Source organism: Tistrella mobilis, from assembly GCF_041468085.1.
Taxonomy (GTDB): Bacteria; Pseudomonadota; Alphaproteobacteria; order Tistrellales; family Tistrellaceae; genus Tistrella; species Tistrella mobilis_A.
The window spans coordinates 317,830-341,288 of record NZ_CP121017.1; the positions used below are offsets into that span (position 1 = coordinate 317,830).

Consider the following 23,459-nt stretch of genomic DNA (forward strand, 5'->3'; position numbering starts at 1 on the left):
CGACGCGGTTCCGGCCGTTATCTGAGGTTCAACAGGAACTGCCTGACCTCCACCTCCCGTCCCCGTGCCGGAAAGTCTGCCCGGGCCCGGCCGGTTTCGGTGAAGCCGAGGCGGGTGAGGACGGCGGCAGAGCGGGTGTTGGGCACCATCACATCTGCCTCGATCCGCGCGATCTCCGGATGGTCGCGGGCGAGGACCAGAACCCGGCGGACGGCTTCGCTCATCACGCCGCGCCCCCACCAGGCCCGCCCCAGCACATAGCCGAGGGCGGCTGCGCCCTTGCCATCGAGACGCAGCGTGACCATGCCGATGAGGCTGCCCGTCTCGGGATCGGGACCATCGATGATGGCGAAGGCGATCTCCTGGCCGGTCGCGCCGCGACGGGCGAGATCGGCCAGATGTGCCGCCGCACCGTTCGGCGGATAGGGATGCGGGATGGCGGCGGTCGGCAGCGCCACCTCCGGATCCGAGACCAGGGCCTGGAGCGCTGCGGCGTCGCGCGGGCGCGGCGGGCGGAGGGAGAGAGGGGGTGGCGTCATGATCAGGGCTCCGATCCTCGGGGCCTCATCATCCCGCCGGCCGGCCCGCGCGTGAAACGAGCAATGCTCACCCACCATCCCCCCAATCCGATTTCGCGTCAGCGGTGGGAGAAATCCACCGGTGCCGCCGCCAGGGCCTTGCAGTGGAAGATCGTCGACCCCTCACCCGCCGTCCAGTCATTGGTCAGGATGTACATGTCGTTGGTGCCGGGCCGTATCACCATGCTGGTTGAACGAAGATTGTGGGCGGTTTCTCGGCCGGGCAGAAGGATCTGGGCGATCGGCATGCCGTTCGGGTTGAACACCAGCACCCGCCCCTGGCCATACATGGCGACATAGACATTGCCGTCGGCATCGGTGCGCAGCGAATCCGGCGCCGGGCCGGTGAAGTGATAGGGCACCGTGGTGCCGAAGGGCGCGATGGTGGTGGCATCGCTGAGCGACACCCGATGCAGCACTCCCTTGCTGAACTCCGTCACCCACAGCGTCTTGCCGTCGGGCGAGAGGCCGATGCCGTTGGCGACCGAAAGATTCGGCAGCACGGCCACCGGTTCGCCGCCCTCGGGGCCCACGTAGTAGACCCCGCCGGTGGGGTCGGTCGATGTGCCCTTGAAGTCGGTGAAATAGAAGCCGCCCCTGTCGTCGAAGACCAGATCGTCGGGCAGGAAACCCGCCGTGTCGGGCACGACGGCGGTCAGCCCCGACCCGTCGGGGGACATCGCCACCACCGAGCCCGCATCCTTGAAGTCGCCGAGCCCGGCGATGAAGATCCGCCCGTCCTTGTGAATGGCCAGTCCTGCCGGTGCCAGCGTGTTCTCACCCAGGATCGTTTCAAGGGTCTTCCCGGGCGTCAGGCGGAAGACCCTGCCGCCGAAGACCTCGGTGAAGATCAGGTTGCCGGCACGGTCGAAGACGGGCCCTTCCAGCTGCAGTCCCTCGTCCGACACCTTGAACCAGGGCGTGGCGGTGATGGTCTGCAACCCCTGTTCCGCGGGCGGAATCGGGGCCGGGCCACGCATCTCTGGCGTGTATTCAAGAGCCGGTGCCGCGGCCGCATGAAGCGCGGCCGGTACGGCAGCCCAGGCGCAGACGGCAAGTGTCAGCGCGATCAATCGTCTCTTCATGATTTCCTCCCAGATATTTTTTGGCCGTGGCGTGCCCGTCAATCCTTTTCATGGATAGCGGAACACCGGCATTTTGGGATTGTCCATCAGATGGTGGATTGATGAAGGGACGATTTGCGTAAATCTCACGGTGACTGTGCCAGCTGGCGCAATGGGACAATCATGAGCATGCGTCAGGAGGATGGCAGGACGGCGCATCCCCGCCCGGCCCGTCTGCTCGCCTTCCGGATTGGCCAAGCGCTATGATCGATGGCGATCACGTGGCGACGTTCAGGAGACAGAGTTTTGCGCGATGGCAGCATGACGACGCACGCGACGCTCAGCCTGGCCGACGCCCGGCGGATCGCGATCGCAGCCCAGGGACTGGGCGGTGGGCGGCCGTCCGGCGGCATCGGCATCCGCCGTCTGGCGGCACAGGTCGAACGGCTGGGGCTGGTGCAGATCGACAGCGTCAACGTGCTGGCGCGGGCGCATTACCTGCCGCTCCATGCCCGGCTGGGTACCTATGATCCGGGGCTGCTGGATGCGGCGGCGACCGATGCCCGGCATCTGTTCGAGTATTGGGGGCACGAGGCCTCGCTCATCCCCGTGGCAATGCAGCCACTGTTCCGCTGGCGTATGGCCCGGGCTGCCCGGGGCATCGGCATCTGGCGCGGCGTCGCGATATTCGGTCGCGAGCGTCGGGATTTCATCCGTGCTGTGCATGACCGCATCGCAGCCGAGGGGCCGATGACCGCAGGCGCTTTCGACCAGGGCCGCCGTGGTGCCGGTGGCTGGTGGGGCTGGGGAGACGCCAAACAGGCTTTGGAGTGGCTGTTCTGGGCGGGGGAAATCACCACCCGCCGTCGGCAGGGGGGCTTCGAACGGCTCTATGATCTGACGGAGCGTGTGCTGCCGCCCGACGTGATGGCGGCGCCGACTCCGGAGGCGGCCGATGCCCATCGCGCACTCGCCGACATCGCCGCCCGGGCGTTGGGCATCGCGACCGTCTCGGATATCGCCGACTATTTTCGCCTGGCCGTCGCCGAAACCCGGCCGGCGATCGCCGATCTGGTCGAGGCCGGCCGGCTGTTGCCGGTCGAGGTGGAAGGCTGGCGCCAGCCCGCTTTCCTGCATGCCGAGGCGCCGGCGCCCAAAGGCTGCCGCAGCGATGCGCTGCTCGCCCCCTTCGACCCGCTGGTCTGGGAGCGCGACCGGGCGGAGCGGCTGTTCGGCTTTCGCTATCGGATCGAGATCTATGTGCCCGCCGACAAGCGTGTTCACGGCTATTACGTGCTGCCCTTTCTGATGGGCGAGCATCTGGCCGCCCGCGTCGACCTCAAGGCCGATCGCAAGACCAGGACGCTGCTGGTCAGGGCCGCGCATGAAGAGCCGGGCCACCCGTCCGGCAAGGTCGCGGCCCGGCTGGCGCCCCGGCTTCAGGTCATGGCCGGGTGGCTGGGGCTCGACCGGATCGAGGTCGAGCCCCGCGGCGATCTGGCTCCGGCGCTTTCCAGGGCGCTCTTGGCCCCGGCCGATGATCAGGCCTATTCCGCCGTCAGCACGCGCGGCTGACCGGCGGCCGGCACCGCGACGCCCGATGCCTCCTTCAGCCCGACGCCGGTCAGCTGGCGGCGAAGGGCTTCCGCCGCCAGCCAGGCGATCTTGGCGGCGGCGGTCGCCGGGTCGAGCCCGCCCGGACGAATGTTGGAGATGCAGTTGCGGGCGCTGTCGAGCGTGCCCGGCCTGGGATCGAAGGTGAGGTAGCAGCCCAGACCATCGGCTGCGCTGAGGCCCGGCCGTTCGCCGATCAGCACGATCGCCAGCCGGGCGCCGAGGATGGCCCCGACCGGGTCGCCCAGGGCAACCCGCGCCTGGGTCGCCACCACACCGGCCATCACCCCGATCCGGGCGGCGGCCAGCCTGGGCAGAAGGGCATCGATCAGATCCAGGCCGTTCAGCATCACGGCGGCGGCGGACAGGCCGTCGCCCAGCATCAGCACCACTTCGGCCCCCGGCGCCGGCGGTGGCAGCGCCCCCAGGGCGGCCGCCCCCTCGGCGGACAGGCGCCGGCCCAGATCCGGGCGTCTCAGATACTCCATGCGGTCACGTGCCATACTGGAAACGTGACATGAATTCATGCCTCGCCCGTGAAGCGCGTCGACCAGCGCTCCGGCATCGATGCCCGACCAGACGGCATCACGCGCACGGGCATGATCCAGGCCGAAACGCAAATGGGCGGCGGTGGGCAGCCCGGATCCGGCGCGACCGAGGCCGATCCGCGCTTCGGTGAATCGGCGCAGGCGCGTGATCTCGTCGGGGGCCGGCAGGACGATTTCGTCCGCACGGACGACGGCGGGCAGTTTCACGTCTCCGCTCATGCCGCCCCCCGGATCAGGCCGAGGGCCGGGCGCAGAGCTGCGGCGGCACCGTTGGCGGCCAGCCTGCCGGCTTCGTCGATCAGCCCGACTTTGACGAGCCAAGCCTCGAATTCCGGCGCGTGGCGCCGACCGGTCAGCTCACGGATGTAGAGCGCGTCGTGATAAGACAGGCTCTGATAATTCAGCATCACGTCGTCGGCCCCCGGCACCGTGATCACGAAGGTGACGCCCGCCTGCACCAGCAATGTGAGCAGGGCATCCATATCGTCCTGGTCGGCATCGGCGTGGTTGGTGTAGCAGACATCCACCCCCATCGGCAGGCCGAGCAGCTTGCCGCAGAAATGGTCTTCCAGCCCGGCCCGGGTGATCTGCTTGCCGTCATAGAGATATTCGGGGCCGATGAAACCCACGACCGTGTTGACCAGCAGTGGCCTGAAGCGGCGGGCAACCGCATAGGCGCGGGCTTCCATGGTCTGCTGGTCGACACCATGATGGGCATCGGCAGAGAGTGCCGAGCCCTGCCCGGTTTCGAAATACATCACGTCATTGCCGACGGTGCCGCGTCCCAGCGCAAGCGCCGCCTCCTGCGCCTCGGCAAGGATGGCGAGGTCGACGCCGAAGCCGCGATTGGCGGCTTCGGATCCGGCGATCGACTGAAAAACCAGATCGACCGGCGCGCCGCGGTTGATTGCCTCGATCGCGGTGGTGACATGGCCCAGGCAGCAATGCTGCATCGGCACGTCGAGTTTCAGGCGGACCTCCTCCATCAGGCTGCAGATCCGGATGTAGTCGTCGACGCCGTCGGTTGCGGGGTTGACGCCGACCACGGCGTCGCCGGCACCGGTGATCAGGCCGTCGAACAGCGAGGCGGCGATGCCGCGGTCGTCATCGGTGGGATGGTTTGGTTGCAGGCGGGTCGAAAGCCGGCCGGGCAGGCCGAGCGTGGTGCGGAAGGCGGTGGTGACCCGCGCTTTGGCCGCGACCGCGATCAGATCCTGCAACCGCATGATCTTGGAGACCGCCGCAACCATTTCAGGGGTCAGCCCGGGCCGAAGTGCGGCCAGCGCTTCGGATGTTGCTGCCGGGCCCAGCAGCCATTCGCGGAAGGCGCCGACGGTCAACGAGCGGATCGGCATAAAGGCCGCCGGGTCGTGATCGTCGATGATTGCCCGTGTAACCTCGCAGCTTTCGTAAGGAACGACAGCCTCGTCCAGGAAGGTCGACAGCGGCAGGTCGGCCAGCACCATCTGTGCGGCCATGCGCTCGACCGCGGTTCCGGCGGCAATGCCGGCCAGCTGGTCGCCGGAGCGTAGCGGAGTGGCCCGGGCGAGAACGGTTCTGAGGTCGTCGAAGGCCCAGCGGGTTCCGCCGAGATCGATCGTATAGCGTGCGCGCGGTGAGGTGGCGGACATGGGCGTTCGGCATCCCTCCTGAGCGGGCGCGGGGGCAGCCCAGTCTGCGATAATCCTGCCTCCGGCGCCAGCGTTCCGCTGAATGTGACCAGGGCTATCGCATTTGCCCGATGACGGATCGGGCGAATGCGTCGGACCATCCGGATCGCTTTCGCTTGCGACGGATGGAGATGGTTGGCCTGGCAGTTTTGAGGACGTTGAGGGCGAGTTTTCGGATGATGGCGAGGTTTTCCGGGCCGTGGTCCTTGCGAGCGCGGGCCTCGTCCTCGCGGAAGGTGGTGTCGAGAACCCAGTGCAGGCCGTTCTCGATGGCCCAGTGGCCGCGGACGGCCTTGGCGAAGGCGGCGGCGGACAAGCGGGCGGAGGAGAGGTAATAGCGGGTAGATGTGCTTGTCTTTCCGTCCCGCTCGACGGTGGCGACGACCCGGGCGATGGTGGCGAGCGCCGGCATGGCAGGCCGGTCGGGGTCCCGCTTTTCCGGGAACAGCCAGTCGACGTCATGAACCACCTCGTGCCGACGGATCTCCAGACGGCCGTGGTCTGCGTCGGTGGTTTGCAGCGTCTCGGCCGGCGCCGTCGCCGGATCGGCGAACCAGGTCTCGACGTCGGCAAGGGTGGCGGGGCGGTTTTTCTTCAGCGCGAAGAGGTAGTCGCCGCCGCGCTCCAGCACGAGGCGCGCCGTCTCGCCCTGGCAGTGGATCGCGTCAGCGGTGACGAGCATGCCCTTCAGATCGATGATGGCGAGGAGGGCGCGGGCGGCGGTGATCTCGTTGCCGCCCTCTGGAACCGCCGCCTGGCCGAGCACCAGCCCGGCCTCGCCGGCAAAGGCGCTCACCACGTGCAGCGCGCTCTTACCCGCAGCCCGGTCAAACGAACGCCGGAGCGTTTTGCCATCAATGGCGATTACGCCGGGACCATCGGCTCCGAGATCGTCGAGGAACTGTGAGAAGCACGCCGACAACGCTGCGGGATCGATCAGGCGGAACAGCCGCGAGAACGTGTCATGGCTTGGCAAGCCGTTGGGAAGGCTGAGAAACTCCCGGAAGAGCTCCTCGCGGTCCTCTGCGAAGTCGGCAAAATCGACGCAGCTCTCGCAGCCGCAGATCGAAGCCGTCAGCGCGATCACCAGGAGGTCCAGAAGCTCATGGCGTCTCGCGTTACCCGTGCGCGGGTCGGGCACCTGGCGCAGGATGGTGATCAGAGATGGCATCGGTTCCTCCTTGGAACCGAATAAAGAATCCATCTCTGACCATTCCGCTACCCGGGATTTTCAAATGCGATTCCCCTGTGAATGTGACAGGCCCGTCCCTCAGAGACGGGCCTGTATCGCCGATGGCCGGGTGCCGGTAGATTCTGGCGAGTGGTGGCGCGCTTGCCGGCTGGCTGCACCGCGATCCCTGCCGGCAATGATGTCTCAGAAGTCCACGCAAGCCCGCGAGGTGGCAAGGCCGACCGCCTGCTGGTCGAAGGCCCGGATATAGGCTGCCCGGATCCGGTCGAGCCGGTCGCGCAGCGCCCCTGCCGCCGCCGCATCGGCTGCCGGTGCCAGGATCAGGATGGTCCGCGAAGGTTCGCGGATCGTGGTGCCGGTCTGCGTGTCCCGCCAGCCGCCTTCGGCCTGCTGAATGGTGAAGCCGTCGGGGAAGGTCGGGCTCACCACCTCGTCCACGAAGCGGTCGAATTCGGCAGGGGTGATCTGCGGTGCCCCGCCGGGCCGGTCAAGGCCGAAGAACAGGGTGGCCTGGACCATCGCCGCATCACCGCCCGTGCAGGCAGGATTGCCCTGGGGCAGACCATGAGGATGACCGGCGCAGGCAGCCGTGAGCAGCAGCAGGGCTGCGACGGCCGGCAGCCGGGCGAGGAACGCGACATCTGCCATAAGCGAAGACCTTCCGGAGATGCGGGTGTCAGGCTGCCTTGATCTCGGCGACATAGCCCTCGACCAGGTCGCGCAGCCGCTGCGCCTGGTTGGACAGGGATCCGGCGGCGTTGCGGACATCGCTGGCGGCGTGGCCGGTCTCGACTGCGCGTTCGGCGACACCATGAATGGTGCGCAGTACCTCGCCCGTCCCCGACGAGGCCTGCTGCGTGTTGCGGGCGATTTCAGAGGTGGCGGCGACCTGCTGCTCCACTGCGGCCGCCACGGCCGAGGTCTGCTCCCCCACATCGCCGATGGTGGTGGAGATGGAGCGGATCGCCTCCACCGCCCGGTCGGTGGCCTTGACGATGGCGTCGATCTGGGCCTGGATTTCCTGGGTCGCATTGCCGGTCTGGCCGGCGAGATTCTTCACTTCCGCCGCCACCACGGCGAAGCCCTTGCCGGCTTCGCCCGCGCGTGCCGCCTCGATCGTGGCATTGAGCGCCAGCAGGTTGGTCTGTTCGGCCACCTGCTGGATCAACAGCACCACGTCGCCGATCTTCTGGGCGGAACTCGCCAGATCCTGGACCACGGCATTGGTGGTCTCGGCCTGATCGACCGCCCGGCGGGTGACATCGGCGGTGGCGGCGATGCGGCTGCCCACCTCGCGGATCGAGGCGGCGAGTTCCTCGGCGGCGGTGGCGACCGTCTGGACATTGACCGTCGCCTGCTCGGCCGCGGCTGCGACCGTGGTGGTGCGGCTCTGGCTGTCGTCGGCGGTGCGGCTCAGCCTTTCGGCATTACCGTGCATCTGGCTGGCGGCGGAGCCCAGATGGGTGACGATGCTGGCGATTTCGTCCAGGAAGCGGGTGGTCGAGGCATCGCGTTTGGCCCGCTCCGACTCTCGTGCCGCGCGGGCCTGTTCCTGTTCGGCGGTCAGGCGGTCGGCGCGGATCATGCCGTCACGGAAATAGGCCACGGCCCCGGCCATTTCGCCGATTTCGTCGCCGCGCCCGGCGCCGGGTATCTCCACCGAGGTATCCTTGTCTGCCAGTCGCCGCATGGCGGCGGTCATCGACGAAACCGGGCGTGACACCGACAGGATCAGAAGATAGACAATGCCGGCCGAGATCAGCGGGCCGATGGCCGTCACGATGACCAGCAATGTCCGCGTGAGTTCGTAATCCGACCGGGCGGCCTGACCTTCCCGGCGGATCCCCTCGACGGTGGTCCGCGTCATGTCCGCCAGAGTGGTCGCGACGTTCTGGCGCAGGCGGCGGGCGTCACCTTCATAGATCGCCCGGGCTTCTGCCGTCTTGCCGGCACGCGACAGCGCGAGAAGCCGATCGCTGGCGCGCCGGTAATCCGTCCAGCCTGCGGCCAGCCGTTCCAGTTGCGCACGTTCACCCGCATCCGACACCAGTTGCCGGAAGGCGGCGAGCGCCCGATCCACGCGTGCGGCGTCCTCCGCGGCCGCAGCTTCCAGCGCCGCCTTGGCCTGGGGCGTGTCGGCAAGCAGATGCCCGGCCACCGAAACCCGGTGTTCCAGCGCTGCCACATCAAGCTCTGCGATCGTCACCATGCCTGGCGTCCGGTTGTCGCGCATGTCCGCCGAGGCGGCTTCGAGCTGGTCCAGCCGATCGATCGTAAAGATCGCCACGACCATGCTCGACCCGATCAGCAGGACGAAGGCGAGGATCAGCTTGGTGCCGATCCTGAGGGAGTTGAGTGATCGCATGCAGCTTCTCCGTTGGGCGTTCGTGACCGGCGTCCGGGGACGGGGTGCTGGAGATGTCTTATCCTGGAATGATTACACCCCGCGCCTCAATGGCGAATTGATCTGGCGCAATCCGGGACGGAAAAGCCACATCAGATTGTACGATCCGGCAGGTGTTTACAGAAAAAGCCTCCCGCCCCGAAAAGGGGCGGGAGGCCTGGACGCCAGCCGGAGACGGGGGGGTCAGGCGGCCTTGATCTCTGAGACGTAGCCCTCGACGAGGTCGCGCAGGCGCGTGGCTTCGCCCGAGAGCGAGCCGGCGGCGCTGCGGACGTCTCCGGCGGCCCGGCCGGTCTCGATCGCGCGTTCGGCAACGCCGTGAATGGTGCGCATCACTTCGTCGGTGCCGCTGGATGCCTGCTGGGTGTTGCGGGCGATCTCGGCGGTGGCGGCGACCTGTTCCTCGACTGCGGCCGCGACGGCCGAGGTCAGCTCACCCACCTCGCCGATGGTGGTCGAGATGGAGCGGATGGCACCGGCCGTGCGGTCGGTGGCCGTGACGATGGCGTCGATCTGGCTCTGGATCTCCTCGGTGGCCTTACCGGTCTGGCTGGCCAGGCTCTTTACCTCGGACGCGACGACCGCGAAGCCCTTGCCGGCCTCGCCGGCGCGCGCGGCCTCGATGGTGGCGTTGAGTGCCAGCAGATTGGTCTGCGCGGCGATCTGCTGGATCAGCAGCACCACGTCGCCGATCTTCTGTGCGGTGCGGGTCAGATCCTGAACCACCGCATTGGTGGTCTCGGCCTGGTCGACGGCGCGGCGGGTAACGTCGGCGGTGGTGGTGATGCGGCTGCCGACTTCGCGGATGGAAGCGGCCAGTTCTTCGGCGGCGGTCGCGACGGTCTGGACGTTGACGGTGGCCTGCTCGGCGGCGGCGGCGACGGTGGTGGTGCGGCTCTGGCTTTCATCCGCCGCATGGCTCAGCGTTTCGGCATTGCCGTTCATCTGGGTCGCGGCCGAGCTCAGATTGCTGACCACACGCCCGATCTGGTCGAGGAAGCGGCTGGTGGCCGCATCCCGGCGGGTGCGCTCCGCCTCGCGGGCGGCCCGGCCGGCTTCCTGCTCGGCAGCGAGCTGGTCGGCGCGGATCATGTTGTCGCGGAAATGCGCGACCGCATTGGCCATGTCGCCGATCTCGTCGCCGCGCCCGGCGCCCGGAATCTGAACCGAGGTATCCTTTTCGGCCAGCCGGCGCATGGCGGCCGTCATGGCGCTGATCGGGCGGGCGACCGAGCGGACCAGCAGGATCACCGCCGCCACACCGATTGCGAGCCCGACGGCGAGTGCGGTCAGCAGCCCGAAACGTGCCCCTTCATAGACTTCGACGGCGTGGTTACCGGCGATGGTCACGGCATCGATATTCATCTGGCTGATCTCTTCCAGCGCCTTGCCGACGATCTGACGGTTCTCCCGCGCCGCACCTTCATAGAGCGCCATCGCGTCCGCCGTACGGTTCTCGCGCGAGATGGTGATCAGTTCTGCACTGACCTGCAGATAGGCATCCCAGGCCGCGACCAGCTGCTCGAACACGGCCCGCTCGGCATCGTCCGAGATCAGCGGGCGATAGTCGCGCAGCGCCTCTGCCATCGCTGCGGCCTGCTTGTCGATATCCCGTTCGATGCGCGCCATCGATGCGGCATCCTGGGAAATGATGTGCCCGGCGACAGAGATGCGATGCTCCAGGGCTGCGACATCCATCTTCGTGATCGTGGTCAGGCTGGGCACCCGGTTGTCGCGCATCTCGGCGGCCGTGTCCTCGACCCGGCCGAGGCTGTCGATGGCGAAGATGGAAATGGTGAGGATGACCAGGATCAGGGCGGCGAAGGCGACAATGAGCTTGCCGCCGATTTTGAGGGAACGGATGGACGACATGGTGACGGGTGCTCCGACATGGCTGCGAGGCGGTGCCGTTTATGGGCTTGACGCACTCGCAGCCTACGCCGGGGTATTTAAGAAAATACTTATAATGATCAGGGAATTCCCAGAATGAAAACTCACATCAACTTAATTGAATGATCCGTTTACGTTTTTTTAAAAGTTAAACGATACAGAAATGGCGCCGAATTCATCATGCTGATCCTGGCCGTCGAACTCCTTCGACCGGATCACATGGGTGTAGGCGATGCGGGCGCCGTTGATGGTGATGGCGAGACCGGCCTGCAGATCGCCGACCAGTGGCTTCTTGTCGACGCTGCGGCTTTCCTTCCAGGTATTGCCGTCCAGGAAGATGTTGCGGGCGACCGCCCGTCCGTCGACGCCGGCAAACAGGTACCAGCCCCAGCTGTCCGTCGGGCGGAAATAGGTCGAGCCGGGCAGGCTGGGGCTGATCCGCGGCGGGCCGTAATCGCGCGGCAGATCCTGGCCCAGGCGGAAGGTCACGCCGGTATTGGCATAGGTGAAGGCATTGCCGAGGGCAAAGCCCGCATGGGGCGTGATGTCGGCGGCAAATCCCCAGGCCGACCCGGCAGCCAGAGCCCGCCAGCTCTTCTGATAGGTCAGCTGGACGATCGGTTCGTCCTTGAGCTGGGTGTCCCAGCCCTGGGGATCGTCACTCGAAATCAGCTCGTGAACGCCCTTCTGGGTCTGTTTGGCAAGGGAGGAGGGGCCGACGATCCCCAGCGACAATTCGATCTGATCGAGCACGCCGCCGGTCTCCGCGATCACGCCGACCGAGCCGTAGAGCCAGCCGGCATAGGGGCGGTCATCGGGATCGGGATTGCGGAGCGAGGTGTCGCGCGGCGTGTACATGCTCTGGCCCAGCGACCAGACCACCCGGATGTCGCCGCCAAATCCGGTGAAAGGGATGATGCCCACCGCATCGCGCAGCCATTGCGGGTCGTCGCCCGGCGGGGTCATGTATGAAAAGCGGAAACCGTTGGTGTAGTGGCGGTCGGTGTCGGCGAAATAGTCGTTCTCGAACACCAGCGCGAAGGTGCCGTTCTCGGCATCATGCTCCACCGCCACCGGCTGGTCCGAGGTGCCTTCGGCCGTACCGACCACCTCCGTCACCGAACCGGTGACGGCGCTGCCATTGCCGGCCTGGGCGGCCGCGGGATCAGGAATCAAGGCAAGCCCAAGCCCCGCGGCCAGCGTACCACCGAATGCGGAACCGGTCCGTCTGGTCCCGGTCCGTTTGATCATCTTCATTCTTGTCGCCCCGATGGAATTTACGTTAACGGCAGTGTTTCCCGCAGGTGACACGCGCGTCCAGCGACAAGAATGGGATCAAAAGCGTCCGGTTCCCTGCTTTCCGTCAAAATCCCAAGATCTGGGGGACGGATCATCGGGAGAGAGTGTCAGCACCTCCACCCCTGTATCGGTCACGGTCACGGTATGCTCGAACTGTGCCGTGGGTGCCCGGTCCGCGGTCACTGCCGTCCAGCCGTCGGGCAGGATGGCGGTGCGGTCGCGGCCGGTCGTCAGCATCGGCTCGATGGTGAAGACCATGCCCGGCTCCAGCAGCATGCCCTCGCCGGCCCGCCCCACATGCAGCACCTGGGGAGCGTCATGGAAGATACGGCCGGTGCCATGGCCGCAGAAGCTGGTCAGCACCGTCAGCCGGTCGGCGGCGGCCCGGGCCTGGATCGCGGCACCGACGTCACCCAGACGCGCGCCCGGCCGGACGGCATCGATCCCCGCCCACATCGCTTCGAAGGTCGCGAGCACCAGGCGCTTCAGTTTCAGCGGCAATGGCCCCACGCCGAAGGTACGGCTGGTATCGCCGTGCCAGCCGTCGACCAGGGGGGTCACGTCGACATTGACGATGTCGCCGGCCTTCAGCCGTTTTGTCTCCGACGGAATGCCATGGGCTGCGACGTGATTGATCGAGATGCAGCTGGCATGGGCATAGCCCTTGTAGCCGATGGTGGCGGCCACCGCGCCCCGGGCCCGCATGAAGGCATCGGCCGCGTGATCGATCTCGGCCGTGGAGATACCGGGACGGATCAGCGGTGCAATATGATCCAGGGTGAGGGCTGCGATCCGGCCGGCTTCGCGGAGGGCTGCAATCGCGTCAGGGCCATGGATCGGCGTGTGACGGCCGGTGTCGTCGGCCTCGATCGACAGACGGGTCATGCGGCATCCTCTTCATCAAGGCCGGGCGCGATCGGCAGCAGGGTGACCAGCTCTTCGATCAGGCGCCGTTCGCTCGGGCCCGGTATCCGGCCCGCCTTGAGTGCCGGGCGCAGCGCGGCCACCGGAGCGTCGATCACCAGGAAGCGCAGCCGCCCGCGCCCGGCCGCATCACCGGTCGCGAGGCCGATCCGGGTGGCGCAGGCATCGAAGGCGGCCTCGATCCGTGCCTCGGCGGCGTCGATCGCTGCGGCCGTGTCGCCTTCCGGTGGCGCATCGAGAACGGTGTCGAGATCGGCGAGCAGCAGGGCCCGGGCGGGACGCGGCCGCGCCGCCGCCCAGTCGACGAGGGCGAGGGCCGCCGCGGCCGGCCGGCCTGCGGCAAGTGGCGGGGTGAGATTGTCGGCAAATTCATCGATCAGCGCCGCCCACATCGCGCCCATCACTGCGGCCCGGCTGTCGAAGCGATGATAGAGCGAGCCCGTCGGCGCACCCACGGCGCGCGCGATCGAGGCCATGGTTGCGGCCGAGGGGCCGCCGTCGGCAACCAGGCCGATTGCGGCCTCCACAAAGTCTTCGGCCGAGAAGCGCGGTGTGCGGACCATCGGGCCTCCGCAAATTAAATGATACATTCTAATTGATGGGTTCTAATTGTGGCGGACGCCTGCGTCAAGTGCCGTCGCTGGCGCCGCTCCGCGTGCCGGTTTAACGTGGAGCGCGCAGCCGGCCGGCCGGCCGGGTCGGCCGTCGGCCACGAAGGAGGAGTGCGCAGGGATGTCGTCCGCGGAGACGTTCGACGTCGTGATCATCGGCGGCGGGGCCATGGGCTCGGCGGTTGCCTGTTTTCTGGGGCTCGATCCGGCCTTCGACGGCCGGGTGGCGGTGGTCGAGCGCGATCCCGGCTATGCCCGCGCGTCCTCGGCGCTGTCCGCCGGGTCGATCCGCCAGCAATTCTCCACCCCGGCCAATATCCACATGTCCCGCTTCGGCTACGAGCTGTTGCGTGATCCCGCCCTGCTCGCCGTCGACGGTGCCGCACCCGATCTGGGGCTGGTGCCCAGGGCCTATCTGCTGCTGGCTGGTCCCGCCGGCGGGGCTCATCTGCCGGCGGTCCACGCCGCCCAGGCAGAGGCGGGCGCCCGGTCGGCGCTGCTCGATCCCGCCGCACTCGCAGCCCGTTTCCCCTGGCTCGCGACCGAAGGGCTGTCGGGTGGTACGCTCGGCCTTGAAGGCGAGGGCTGGTTCGACGGCTGGGCGCTGCTTCAGGCCTTCAAGCGCAAGGCCCGGGCAACCGGGGCGGTCTATCTCGACGACGAGGTGGTGGGGCTGGACCGGGACGGCGACCGGATCATCGGGGTCCGCCTTGCCTCGGGTCGCCGGCTCGGGGCCGCCCAGGTGGTGGATGCCGCAGGTCCCCATGCCGCGACCGTGGCGGCGATGGCCGGGCTCGATCTGCCGGTGCGGCCGCGCTGCCGGTCGGTCTTCGTGTTCGATTGCGAGCACGGCCCCCATGACGCCCCGCTGACCGTCGACCCGGCCGGGGTCTATTTCCGGCCGGAAGGCAACCGCTTCATCTGCGGCTGGTCGCCGGGAGAGGGCGATGCCGACCCGGATCAGCCCGAGCTGATCGTGGACCATGCCCAGTTCGAGGAGCGGATCTGGCCGGTTCTGGCGGCGCGCGTGCCGGCCTTCGAAAGGCTGCGGCCGGGCGCCTCCTGGGCGGGGCATTACGAGATGAACATCTTCGACGCCAATGCCCTGATCGGGCCGATGCCCGACCTCGCCAATTTCCAGGTCATCGCGGGGTTCAGCGGCCATGGGCTGCAACAGGCTGCCGCTGCCGGCCGGGGACTGGCCGAGCTGATCGTCCATGGCCGCTTCATCACGCTCGATCTCGGTCAGTTCAGCCCGGCGCGGGTTGCCGAGGGGCGGCCGCTGGTGGAACTGGCGGTCATCTAGCTGCGGGCCGGCAGGACCCAGCCGTCACGCACCACCACCCCCAGCACGTCACCCGGGCGTGGCGCCTCGCGCCCGGTGCGGAGCGGTACCGGCTCGGAAGACCAGGGAGCGGACAGCCAGAGCAGGCGGCCCGCTCCTTCGAACACCCGCCGGTCGACGATTGCGGGCAGGCTGCCGGTGGTGCCGCGCGGCACCGGCACCAGATGCTCCGGCCGGAACACCGCCAGGGCCGGGCCGGTGCCGGTGCCGGGCGGCACCCGAAGGACCGCTTCGACCAGATCGGACCCGGTACCGATGCGGACGCGGGCGCGGCCCTCTGCCCCGACCCGCAGGATCGTGACCGGCAGCACGGCGCCCTGGCCGACGAAACCCGCCGTCCAGGCATCGGCCGGCCGGTCATAGACGGCTTCCGGCGTATCGATCTGAGTGATGCGGCCGTGCTTCAGCACGGCGATCCGGTCGGCCATCGCCATCGCCTCGGCCTGGTCATGGGTGACGTAGAGCGTGGCGGCACCGGTGGCGTCGTGCAGCCTGCGGATCTCTTCACCGATGCCGCGGCGCAGATGCGGGTCCAGATTGGCCAGCGGCTCGTCCATCAGGACGACGGCGGGGCGTGCCGCAAGGACCCGCGCCAGGGCCACGCGCTGGCGCTGTCCGCCGGAAAGCGCATCGGGCAAGGCGCCGGCGCGGTCTGCCAGGCCTACCGCCGCAAGTGCCTCGGCCACCAGGGCGGCGGTTTCGGCCGGGGCCCGGCGGGCGCGTTCCAGCGCATAGGCGACGTTGCGCGCGACCGTCATCTGTGGCCAGAGGGCATAACTCTGGAAAACCATGCCGACACCGCGCGCTTCGGCCGGCACCAGCACCCGGCCGTCACGATCAACCGGCCGGCCGGCCAGGCTGATCCGGCCCTCGTCGGCCCCGTCGAGGCCGGCAACCAGGCGCAGCAGCGTGGTCTTGCCGCAGCCGGACGGGCCGAGCAGGGCGACGAATTCGCCCGGCATCACCTGAAGGTCGACCCGGTCGAGGGCAGGCTTGCGACCATGGCGGCGGGTCACCGCTTCCAGCCGGACGGCGTCTGCCGCCGGTGACGCCGTGTCGGGGGATGGGGTCATGGCCGGTCTCCGAAAGCGCTCTCAAGCCCCGGCAGGCGGGCGATCATCCGGAAGGCGAGGCCGGCAAGCCCGAGTGCTGCGGCAAGGGCGATCACGGACAGGGCCGCAGCGCCCGCGCTGTCGCCTTCGGCCTGGCGGGCATAGATCGCGACGCCCACCGTCTCTGCCCCCCGCGACCAGAGCAGGGCCGAGAGGGTCAGCTCGTTGAAGGCCGTGAGCAGCACCAGCAGCCCGCCACCGGCCGCAGGGCCGGCCAGGGCCGGCCAGGCACCGACGCGGATCCGGGCCAGGAAACCGGCGCCGGCCAGGCGGGCTGCCTGTTCCGGCGCCGGATCAAGCCGTTCCGCGGCGGCCCGCACGGGGGCCAGCACCAGCCCCGGGAAGCGGCCGAGATAGGCCGCAAGCAGGATGGCGGGCGTGCCGTAGAGGGTAAGCCCGATGCCCGGCAGCGGCGGCAGGAAGGCCAGGATCACGCCGATCGCGAACACCGTGCCCGGCAGGGCGAGGGCCAGATCGAAGCCGCCGGCTGCCAGCCGGGCGCCGGGTGCGCCGCGCGCGGCAAGCAGCCCCAGCGGCAGCGCCACCGCCATTGCGATCAGCGCCGTGACCAGGGCGAGCCAGGCAGAGGTGAGCAAGGCACCCCCGGCGCCGTGCCGGAGGTCCAGCGCTGCGCGATAGCCGTCGAGGCTGGCGGTGGCGGGGGTCAGCGGCACGCCGGGCGCGGGTACCAGCGAGGCTGCGATCAGGGCCGTCAGCGGCAGCAGCGACAGAGCGATCATCAGCATCCAGGCCGGGATCGCCAGTTGCCGCCGGCGTGCGCCCAGCGGCAGGCGCGGCACCAGTCGGCCGCCGTCGGCGACGCGGGCGGCGCGCCCGGCCATCAGGGATTGCAGGCGCAGCAGGCCGAGCGTGCCAAGGCCCAGCAGGCCGGCCAGGGCCGCGGCCTCGCCGAGCGCCGCCGGCCCGAAGCCCGAGAGCCGCTGATAGATCAGCGTCGCCAGTACGGGATAATCGCCGGGAATGCCGAGCAGGGCGGGCACCCCGAAATTGCCGGCGGCGGAGACGAGCGACAAGGCAGTCGCCGCGGCCAGCGCCGGGGCGACCAGCGGGCGGGCTGCGACGGCCAGGGCGGCGGAGGGGCCGGCGCCTGCGACCCGCGCCGCCTCGGCCGGTTCGGCCGGAATGCGGGTGACGGCGCCGATCACCGCCAGGAAGGCGATCGGCATATGCTCCACCCCCATCACCAGCCACACGCCCCAGGCGCTTTCCAACGGGTTGGGGCCGAAACCGCCGAGCCCCGATGCGCGGGCCAGTGGCCCGGCGGGATCGAAGGCGCGCCCCCAGGCGAGTGCGGCGATCTGGCTGGGGATCAGCATCGGCAACAGGGCGAGGGCCGCGAAAGCGCGTCGGCCCGGCAGATCGGTCAACCCGGCCAGCAGGGCGGCACCACCGCCCAGCGCCAGGGCGATGGCTGTGGAGGCGATGGCCGTCACCAGCGTGTTGAGACCGGCCTGCAGCACCCGCCCGTCACCGAGCAGGCCGAGGCCGAGCCCGCCCGCCACCGCCTCGACCGCGAGGAAGCCAAGCGGCAGGCCGGCCAGCAGCAGGGCGGCCGCCACTGCCGGCAACCCCGCCCGGCCGGCGCGGGGATCGCCCGGCGGACCACCTGCCTCGGCCAGTGCCATGCGTGGACGCAGAAGGGGGGCCAGACGCAGAAGCTGCCCGAGACGCGGAAAGGGTCGGGAGCGAGAAGCCGGGATCACCCGCCGAACAACTCCGCGAAGCGGCGACGGGTCTCCTCGCTGGTGGCGGCGAGGGTGTCGGGCGCAACGTCCAGCAGCTTGACGGTTGCCGGCCGGCCTGGCGGCGCGCCGGCCTCGGGACGAAGCGGCACGTAACCCTGGGCGACGGCGAAGCGCTGACCGTCTTCCGAGAGAAGCCAGGCGATGAAGGCGCGTGCGGCCTCCACATTGCGGGCGGTCTTCAGGATCGCGACCGGCTCGGTGACGGCCGTGGCGCCCTCGGCGGGATAGACGAAGCCGACGGGTGAGCCCTTGGCGGCAGCGTTGAAGGCCATGAAATCCACCAGCACGCCATAGGCGGCGCGGCCGGTCGCAACCGCATCCAGCACCGCGCCATTGCCCTGCAGGGCCGTCGCCCCATTGGCCTTCAGTGCCTCCATATAGGACCAGCCGAGGCCCTCGGTGGCTGTGACGGTGCCGACATGGATGGTGGCTGCGCCGGAATAGAGCGGGCTCGGCATCACCACGCGGTCCTTGGCGGCGGGGGCGGCGAGATCGGCCCAGCCGGTGGGGGCGGGCAGGCCCGCCGCCGTGTTCCAGGCGATGCCGGTCGCGATGATCTTGGTGCCGAACCAGGTGAGATCCCGATCATGGGACGAGGCCGGCAGCCCCTGGACCGGCGCGTCCGGCCAGGCCGCCAGGCGATCGCGGGCCTTCAGCCCCTCCATCGCCACGCTGTCGGCGATCAGCAGCAGGTCGGGTTCGGGGCTGCCGGCGGAGAATTCGGCGTCCAGCTTGGCCAGCACTTCGGTGGTGCCCGAGCGGAAGAAGTCGACCGAAACGTCGGGTTCCGCCTTGTTGAAGGCGGCGATCAGATCGGTCATCGCCTTGTTGGGGGTTGAGGTATAGACGACCAGACGGCCCGACGCGGCATCTGCGGCGGCGGGCATCAGGGTGGCCGCGGCAAGGGCCGTGGCCAGCAGCAGGGCGGGCGTCTTCATGGGGCGTGATCTCCACGGGCGAACCGATCTGCCCGCATACCACGCCCGTGTTGCAGGCAGATGTCGGTCCGCCCTGTGAACAGGGCCCGCGCGTCAGCCGCCGGTGCGGGTGAGTGCGCCGATCAGCACCACCGGTCCCGTCGGCGCGCCTGACGGCGAGCCGCCGACAGGCTCGATCGAGACCGCGAGGCCGAGCCCGTCGCCGAGACGTGGGCCGAAGGTCACCGGCAGGTCGACCCGCGTTTCGCGCGCCGGATCGACCAGGCCCAGCGAGACCGGCGCCGCACCCTCGCCGGGGAGGGCCCAGAGTTCGAAATCATGGGCGGCCGGCGTGTCTCCGGCCGAGGGCACGCCCAACGTGCGGACCAGCAGCCGCTCACGGCCTCCTCCTTCGCCCGGCTCTGCCGAGACCACCCAGGTCGGGGCTTCGGCGGCCTCAATCGGGCGCAGAACCGCCACCAGCCGGGTTGCGGCGGGATCGGGCAGCGGCTGGCGGATCAGCAGGAAGGCGGCCATGGCTGCGGCTGCGACCGCGGCGAGGCCGGCCGCACCCGCAGTCCAGCGCCAGAGCGTCAGGCCGCGGCGCAGCTCGATGATTTCGCCGGCCCCCGAGAGACGGGTATCGCCCGCGAGGCTCGCATCGATGCGCTCCTTGAGACGGGCCGGCGGCGTCACGGGGTCCAGCGCCAGCGCCATCGGGGCCAGCCGGCGCTCCCAGTCGGCGACGGCTGCACGCAGTGCCGGATCCTGCGCGATCTGCGCGCGCAGCGCCGTGCGCGCGGGCTCTTCCAGCGTGCCCAGCACATATTCGGCAATGTCGACGTCGCGCGGATCGTCGACGTCGCGCGGATCGGGAACGTCCCGCGGATCGGTCGGGCCGGCGGTCATCGCTCCAGGCACTCCTTCAGCGCGGCCAGGCCGCGGCGGATCCAGCTCTTGACGGTGCCGAGCGGCTGGCCGGTGCGGCCGGCGATCTCGCCATGGCTCAACCCGTCGACATAGGCAAGGCGGATACTGCCGCGCGCCCCGTCCGAAAGCTCGGCAAGGCACGAATCCAGCCGGCCGAGCCGGCCGGGCAGCTCCGGTGTCGTGACGGCGGCAGGACTGTCGGGATCGGCGGCGGCGGCCTGATCGGCCAGATCGGCAACGATCACCGGATCGGCCACGGTCTCGCGACCGCGGCGGCGCAGCAGATCGAGCGCCCGGTAACGCAGGATGCCCACGGCCCAGGCGGTCACTTCGCCGCGGGAACGGTCGTAGCGCCCGGCATTGCGCCAGATCTGCACGAAGGCGTCATGCACCGCATCTTCGGCCAGATCGGCATCTCTGAGCATCCGCAGCGCAACGGCATGAAGCCGGCTCGACAGCCTTGAATAGAGCGTGTCGAAGGCGCGTCGGTCGCCGGCGCCGGCGGCCGTGAGCAGTTCGTGCAGACCGTCCGTTTCCGGCCCGTGGTCCATGGACCCGCCCCGTCCCTCGCAATGAATGACGGGCAACCCTATCACGTCCACCGCGATCATGCATCCGGGGGGTGGGGCGGAGGGATGGGGCGGGGTATGGCTGTGGCGCCCGCCTCAGCCCTGCGGGATCAGCACATGGTCGATGACCTGGATCACGCCGTTGGACTGGAGAACGTCATAGGTCGAAATGTCGGCGGTGCGTCCGCCCGCATCGGCGATCACGATATTGTCGGGCCCGTTCATCCTCGCGGTAAGCATGCCGCCCACAAGCGTGGTCAGGGTTGCCTTGCCGCCGCCGGCCCGGATGCGGGCCATCAGCTCGGAACGGGTCAACCGGCCCGGCACGACATGGTAGGTCAGCACCCCGGCAAGTTGCGCGCGGGCCGATGGTGCCATCAGCCCCTCGACGGTGCCGGCGGGCAGGGCGTCGAAGGCGGCATTGGTGGGGGCAAAGACGGTGAACGGGCCGGGGCCCGAAAGGGCATCCACCAGCCCCGCCTGCTTCACCGCGGCGACCAGGGTGGTGTGATCGGCCGAATTGACCGCGTTCTCGACGATGGTCTTGCTGGCATACATGGGCGCACCGCCGACCTGGACCGGGCCGGCTGCGTCAGAGGCCATATGCGTGCTGCCACGCATGCCATCGCCTGCACAGCCGGCGAGACCCGCCCCCAGGATGAGAGCGAGGGCGAGGGTTGCGGCGCGGGCGCGGGCCCGGCCGGGGATCATGACACTGGTCATCCGACATCTCCCTGGTTCGCGGGGCAGGGCGGGCCGATGCGGCTCCGGCCCTGCTCCATGCAGACCTTACGGAGGGGGGCCGCGCCGTGGATGCAGCCATTTCCCGAAAAAGTCGCGGCGCCGGGGGCCGGCCGTCTTTCGGTCACAACTCTGGCTCTTGGATGTCCGGTATCGCTCACGTGCATGAGGACGCGATCCGGGCGACAGTCGGGATGTGGCCGCGACGGGCACCAGCACACCTCCCGCCCGTCCCGACCGCGCCGGTCCACCGATCCCGTCCCATGTCCCGGCCCCGTCCCGCCGTTCATGGGAGCCCCTCCCTCTCCCGAGGGGTGCCTCCCTTCCCGTAGGAGGCATCGGACCGGCGGTGCGGCGCCCGCCGCGGCCCACCTGCCCTCTTTTCCGAGGGCAGCCGAGACATCATCAGGAGCAACATCTCACATGGGCATCGCTTTCCCCCGCGTCGCAACCCGTCTCGCCTTCGCCGCAGCCGCGGTTCTGGCAGTCGCGGCCTGCGACGACGCCGACGCCCCGAGCACTCCGCCGGCCGAGCAGTCGGCGCCTGCGCCCGCGCCGTCGGCGCCCGCACCTGCCAGCCCGTCGGCACCGGCAGACCAGAGTGGCGCCCCGACCGCGCCGAACACGCCGGCTCCGACTTCCCCCACCAGTCCGACCACGCCGGCTCAGCCGGCCCCCGACGCGCCGGGTGATGCGGGCAGCGGAGCCACCAGCCCGGGTGCCGGTGATACCGGCTCGGCCGGCAATTCCGGCTCGGGCAGCAGCAATCTTGAGCCGCAGAGCGGGACGCCGTCAGGCAACCCCGCCGGCGGCGGCACCTGATCGGTCCGACCGTGAAGCAGGTCGCCGGAAGGGTGCGCCGGCGATCGGGTTCCCCTCAAGGACCGACAGGACGGGTCGGGTGTGCCACATGGCGCATCCGGCCCGTTCCCTTTTGCGCACGCGACTGCCATGCGGCGTCATGCCGCCCCGGAACCCGCCCTGTGGGCGGGTTTTCTGATTCTGTGACCCCTGTCACCGACCTGCATTGTCTGCAGACGACCCCTCCCGAATTTCTGGACCCGATCATCCAGAAATGTCTTGAAGCCCGCGCCGGATCGGCCATCTTGTGCGGGAACCAATTCGTGGTCGCCCTGGTCCAGTAATTTGGGCGGTCCGGTCATTCGGCGGAGGCGGTATGAAGAAGATCATCCTCGGCGTGGTGGTCGTTGCGGCACTGGCCGGCGGGGGCTGGTACGGTGCGGAGTGGTGGCGCCATGGTCGCTTCGTCGAAAGCACCGACGACGCCTATGTCCACGGCGACATCGCCAATATCGCACCGCGTGTGGCCGGCCAGGTCACCGAGGTGGCGGTCAAGGACAACACCGCGATCGATGCCGGCGCCCTGCTGTTCCGGATCGACGATGCCGACTACAGGGCCAAGGTCGCCGAAGCCGAGGCGGCGCTGGCGCGCGCCAGGGCATCGGTGGGCGTGATCGACCGTCAGCTTGAACTCCAGAAGACCGAGATCGCGCGCGCCGAGGCGGGCGTCGCCTCGGCCGAGGCCGAACGCGCCCGCGCCACCGGTGATCTCAAGCGCTATGCCGAACTGAACCGTACCGCGGCCGCCAGTGCCCAGCGCTACGACACCGCCCGTGCCGATGCCCGCAAGGCCGAGGCGTCGCTGGCCGAGGCCAGGGCGGCCGTGGCGGCTGCCGAAGGTCAGGTGCCGGTGCTGGAGGCGAACCGGGTGGAGGCCGAGGCGGAGATCGCCTCTGCCGAAGCGACGCTTCAGGCGGCCCGGCTCGATCTTGCCCATACCGTGGTGCGTGCGCCGCAGTCGGGGATCGTCGCCAACCGGTCGGTCGAACCCGGTGAGTATGTCAAGGCGGGCCAGACCGCGCTCGCGATCGTGCCGCTGCCCGAGACCTATGTGGTCGCGAACTTCAAGGAAACCCAGCTTGCGGCGATGCGTCCCGGTCAGCCGGTGACCATCGCGGTCGATGCCCTTGGCGGGCGGGAACTCCATGGCCGGGTCGAGAGCCTGTCGCCGGCCAGCGGTGCCCGCTTCAGCCTGCTGCCGCCCGAGAACGCCACCGGCAACTTCACCAAGATCGTCCAGCGCGTGCCCGTCCGCATCGCGGTCGACGCGGCCGACCCGGCGGCGAAGCTGCTGGTGCCGGGACTGTCGGTGGTGGTGGCCGTCGATACCGCTGCCGAGCCCGCGGCCGAAGCGGTTCAGCCGCAGTACGGCCTGGGTGCCGAGCCCACGGCCCCGCGCCTGGCGCAGCGCTGAGCGGAGGCGG

The 23,459-nt window shown here is 69.3% G+C and carries 20 protein-coding genes; 3 read left to right on the top strand and 17 right to left on the bottom strand.

The genetic code is table 11. The features are described from left to right. Window positions 1-17 precede the first annotated feature (17 nt). Together P7L68_RS07250 and P7L68_RS07255 are read right to left on the bottom strand one after the other, a co-directional pair. On the bottom strand, window positions 18-539 hold the full coding sequence (locus P7L68_RS07250) for a GNAT family N-acetyltransferase (protein ID WP_372003723.1): 522 nt from the start codon (window positions 537-539) through the stop codon (window positions 18-20). Window positions 540-637: 98 nt separating this feature from the next. After that, a complete protein-coding gene (locus P7L68_RS07255; RefSeq protein ID WP_372003725.1) occupies window positions 638-1,663 on the bottom strand; it encodes an SMP-30/gluconolactonase/LRE family protein in 1,026 nt (341 codons plus the stop codon). A gap of 300 nt (window positions 1,664-1,963) precedes the next feature. Here P7L68_RS07255 and P7L68_RS07260 point away from each other — a divergent pair, with 300 nt between their 5' ends. Then, window positions 1,964-3,217, top strand: a complete 1,254-nt coding sequence (locus P7L68_RS07260) for a winged helix-turn-helix domain-containing protein (protein ID WP_372003727.1) — start codon at window positions 1,964-1,966, stop codon at window positions 3,215-3,217. Here the strand turns inward: P7L68_RS07260 and eutC are convergent. The 9 genes from eutC to P7L68_RS07305 form a co-directional block, all read right to left on the bottom strand. Beyond that, a complete protein-coding gene (eutC, locus tag P7L68_RS07265) occupies window positions 3,190-4,023 on the bottom strand; it encodes an ethanolamine ammonia-lyase subunit EutC (protein ID WP_372003729.1) in 834 nt (277 codons plus the stop codon). The two genes, P7L68_RS07260 and eutC, sit on opposite strands and share 28 nt — an antisense overlap. Then, the gene (locus P7L68_RS07270) at window positions 4,020-5,435 is read right to left on the bottom strand and encodes an ethanolamine ammonia-lyase subunit EutB (RefSeq protein WP_372003731.1); all 1,416 of its coding nucleotides are present in this window, start codon (window positions 5,433-5,435) and stop codon (window positions 4,020-4,022) included. Before P7L68_RS07270 ends, eutC begins: the two co-directional genes overlap by 4 nt. A 94-nt stretch (window positions 5,436-5,529) precedes the next feature. After that, complete coding sequence (locus P7L68_RS07275; protein ID WP_372006792.1) at window positions 5,530-6,645, bottom strand: ISAs1 family transposase; 1,116 nt, start codon at window positions 6,643-6,645, stop codon at window positions 5,530-5,532. A 204-nt stretch (window positions 6,646-6,849) separates the two neighbouring features. Then, window positions 6,850-7,314 (bottom strand): DUF3574 domain-containing protein, encoded by a 465-nt coding sequence (locus P7L68_RS07280; protein WP_372003733.1) that lies wholly within the window; start codon window positions 7,312-7,314, stop codon window positions 6,850-6,852. Between the two features lie 28 nt (window positions 7,315-7,342). Then, window positions 7,343-9,031, bottom strand: coding sequence for a methyl-accepting chemotaxis protein (locus tag P7L68_RS07285; RefSeq protein WP_372003735.1), 1,689 nt, complete (start codon window positions 9,029-9,031; stop codon window positions 7,343-7,345). Between the two features lie 222 nt (window positions 9,032-9,253). Continuing rightward, on the bottom strand, window positions 9,254-10,942 hold the full coding sequence (locus tag P7L68_RS07290) for a methyl-accepting chemotaxis protein (protein ID WP_372003737.1): 1,689 nt from the start codon (window positions 10,940-10,942) through the stop codon (window positions 9,254-9,256). Between the two features lie 159 nt (window positions 10,943-11,101). Continuing rightward, window positions 11,102-12,136, bottom strand: coding sequence for a lipid A deacylase LpxR family protein (locus tag P7L68_RS07295; protein ID WP_372003739.1), 1,035 nt, complete (start codon window positions 12,134-12,136; stop codon window positions 11,102-11,104). A 159-nt stretch (window positions 12,137-12,295) separates the two neighbouring features. Further along, window positions 12,296-13,144: a type I methionyl aminopeptidase gene (map, locus tag P7L68_RS07300; RefSeq protein ID WP_372003741.1), complete on the bottom strand. Its 849-nt coding sequence runs from the start codon at window positions 13,142-13,144 to the stop codon at window positions 12,296-12,298. Further along, window positions 13,141-13,746, bottom strand: a complete 606-nt coding sequence (locus P7L68_RS07305; protein ID WP_372003743.1) for a TetR/AcrR family transcriptional regulator — start codon at window positions 13,744-13,746, stop codon at window positions 13,141-13,143. Before P7L68_RS07305 ends, map begins: the two co-directional genes overlap by 4 nt. Window positions 13,747-13,915: 169 nt before the next feature. Here P7L68_RS07305 and P7L68_RS07310 point away from each other — a divergent pair, with 169 nt between their 5' ends. Then, window positions 13,916-15,100: an NAD(P)/FAD-dependent oxidoreductase gene (locus P7L68_RS07310; protein WP_372003745.1), complete on the top strand. Its 1,185-nt coding sequence runs from the start codon at window positions 13,916-13,918 to the stop codon at window positions 15,098-15,100. On the opposite strand, the gene P7L68_RS07315 is transcribed toward P7L68_RS07310, so the two are convergent. The 6 genes from P7L68_RS07315 to P7L68_RS07340 form a co-directional block, all read right to left on the bottom strand. Continuing rightward, window positions 15,097-16,212, bottom strand: coding sequence for an ABC transporter ATP-binding protein (locus P7L68_RS07315; protein ID WP_372003747.1), 1,116 nt, complete (start codon window positions 16,210-16,212; stop codon window positions 15,097-15,099). The two genes, P7L68_RS07310 and P7L68_RS07315, sit on opposite strands and share 4 nt — an antisense overlap. Then, window positions 16,209-17,897 (bottom strand): ABC transporter permease, encoded by a 1,689-nt coding sequence (locus tag P7L68_RS07320; protein WP_372003748.1) that lies wholly within the window; start codon window positions 17,895-17,897, stop codon window positions 16,209-16,211. Before P7L68_RS07320 ends, P7L68_RS07315 begins: the two co-directional genes overlap by 4 nt. 74 nt (window positions 17,898-17,971) lie before the next feature. Then, window positions 17,972-18,955, bottom strand: a complete 984-nt coding sequence (locus P7L68_RS07325) for an ABC transporter substrate-binding protein (protein WP_372003750.1) — start codon at window positions 18,953-18,955, stop codon at window positions 17,972-17,974. Between the two features lie 93 nt (window positions 18,956-19,048). After that, window positions 19,049-19,843: an anti-sigma factor domain-containing protein gene (locus P7L68_RS07330; protein ID WP_372003752.1), complete on the bottom strand. Its 795-nt coding sequence runs from the start codon at window positions 19,841-19,843 to the stop codon at window positions 19,049-19,051. Beyond that, entirely contained in the window at window positions 19,840-20,415 is a 576-nt protein-coding gene (locus P7L68_RS07335) for a sigma-70 family RNA polymerase sigma factor (RefSeq protein ID WP_372003754.1), read from the bottom strand. Before P7L68_RS07335 ends, P7L68_RS07330 begins: the two co-directional genes overlap by 4 nt. A gap of 114 nt (window positions 20,416-20,529) precedes the next feature. After that, window positions 20,530-21,156 carry a fasciclin domain-containing protein gene (locus tag P7L68_RS07340; RefSeq protein ID WP_372003756.1) on the bottom strand — a complete coding sequence of 209 codons (627 nt, stop codon included), beginning with the start codon at window positions 21,154-21,156 and terminating at the stop codon, window positions 20,530-20,532. Window positions 21,157-22,351: 1,195 nt separating this feature from the next. On the opposite strand from P7L68_RS07340, the gene P7L68_RS07345 reads away from it, so the two are divergent. After that, window positions 22,352-23,449: an efflux RND transporter periplasmic adaptor subunit gene (locus tag P7L68_RS07345; protein WP_372003758.1), complete on the top strand. Its 1,098-nt coding sequence runs from the start codon at window positions 22,352-22,354 to the stop codon at window positions 23,447-23,449. The last annotated feature ends 10 nt before the right edge of the window (window positions 23,450-23,459 follow it).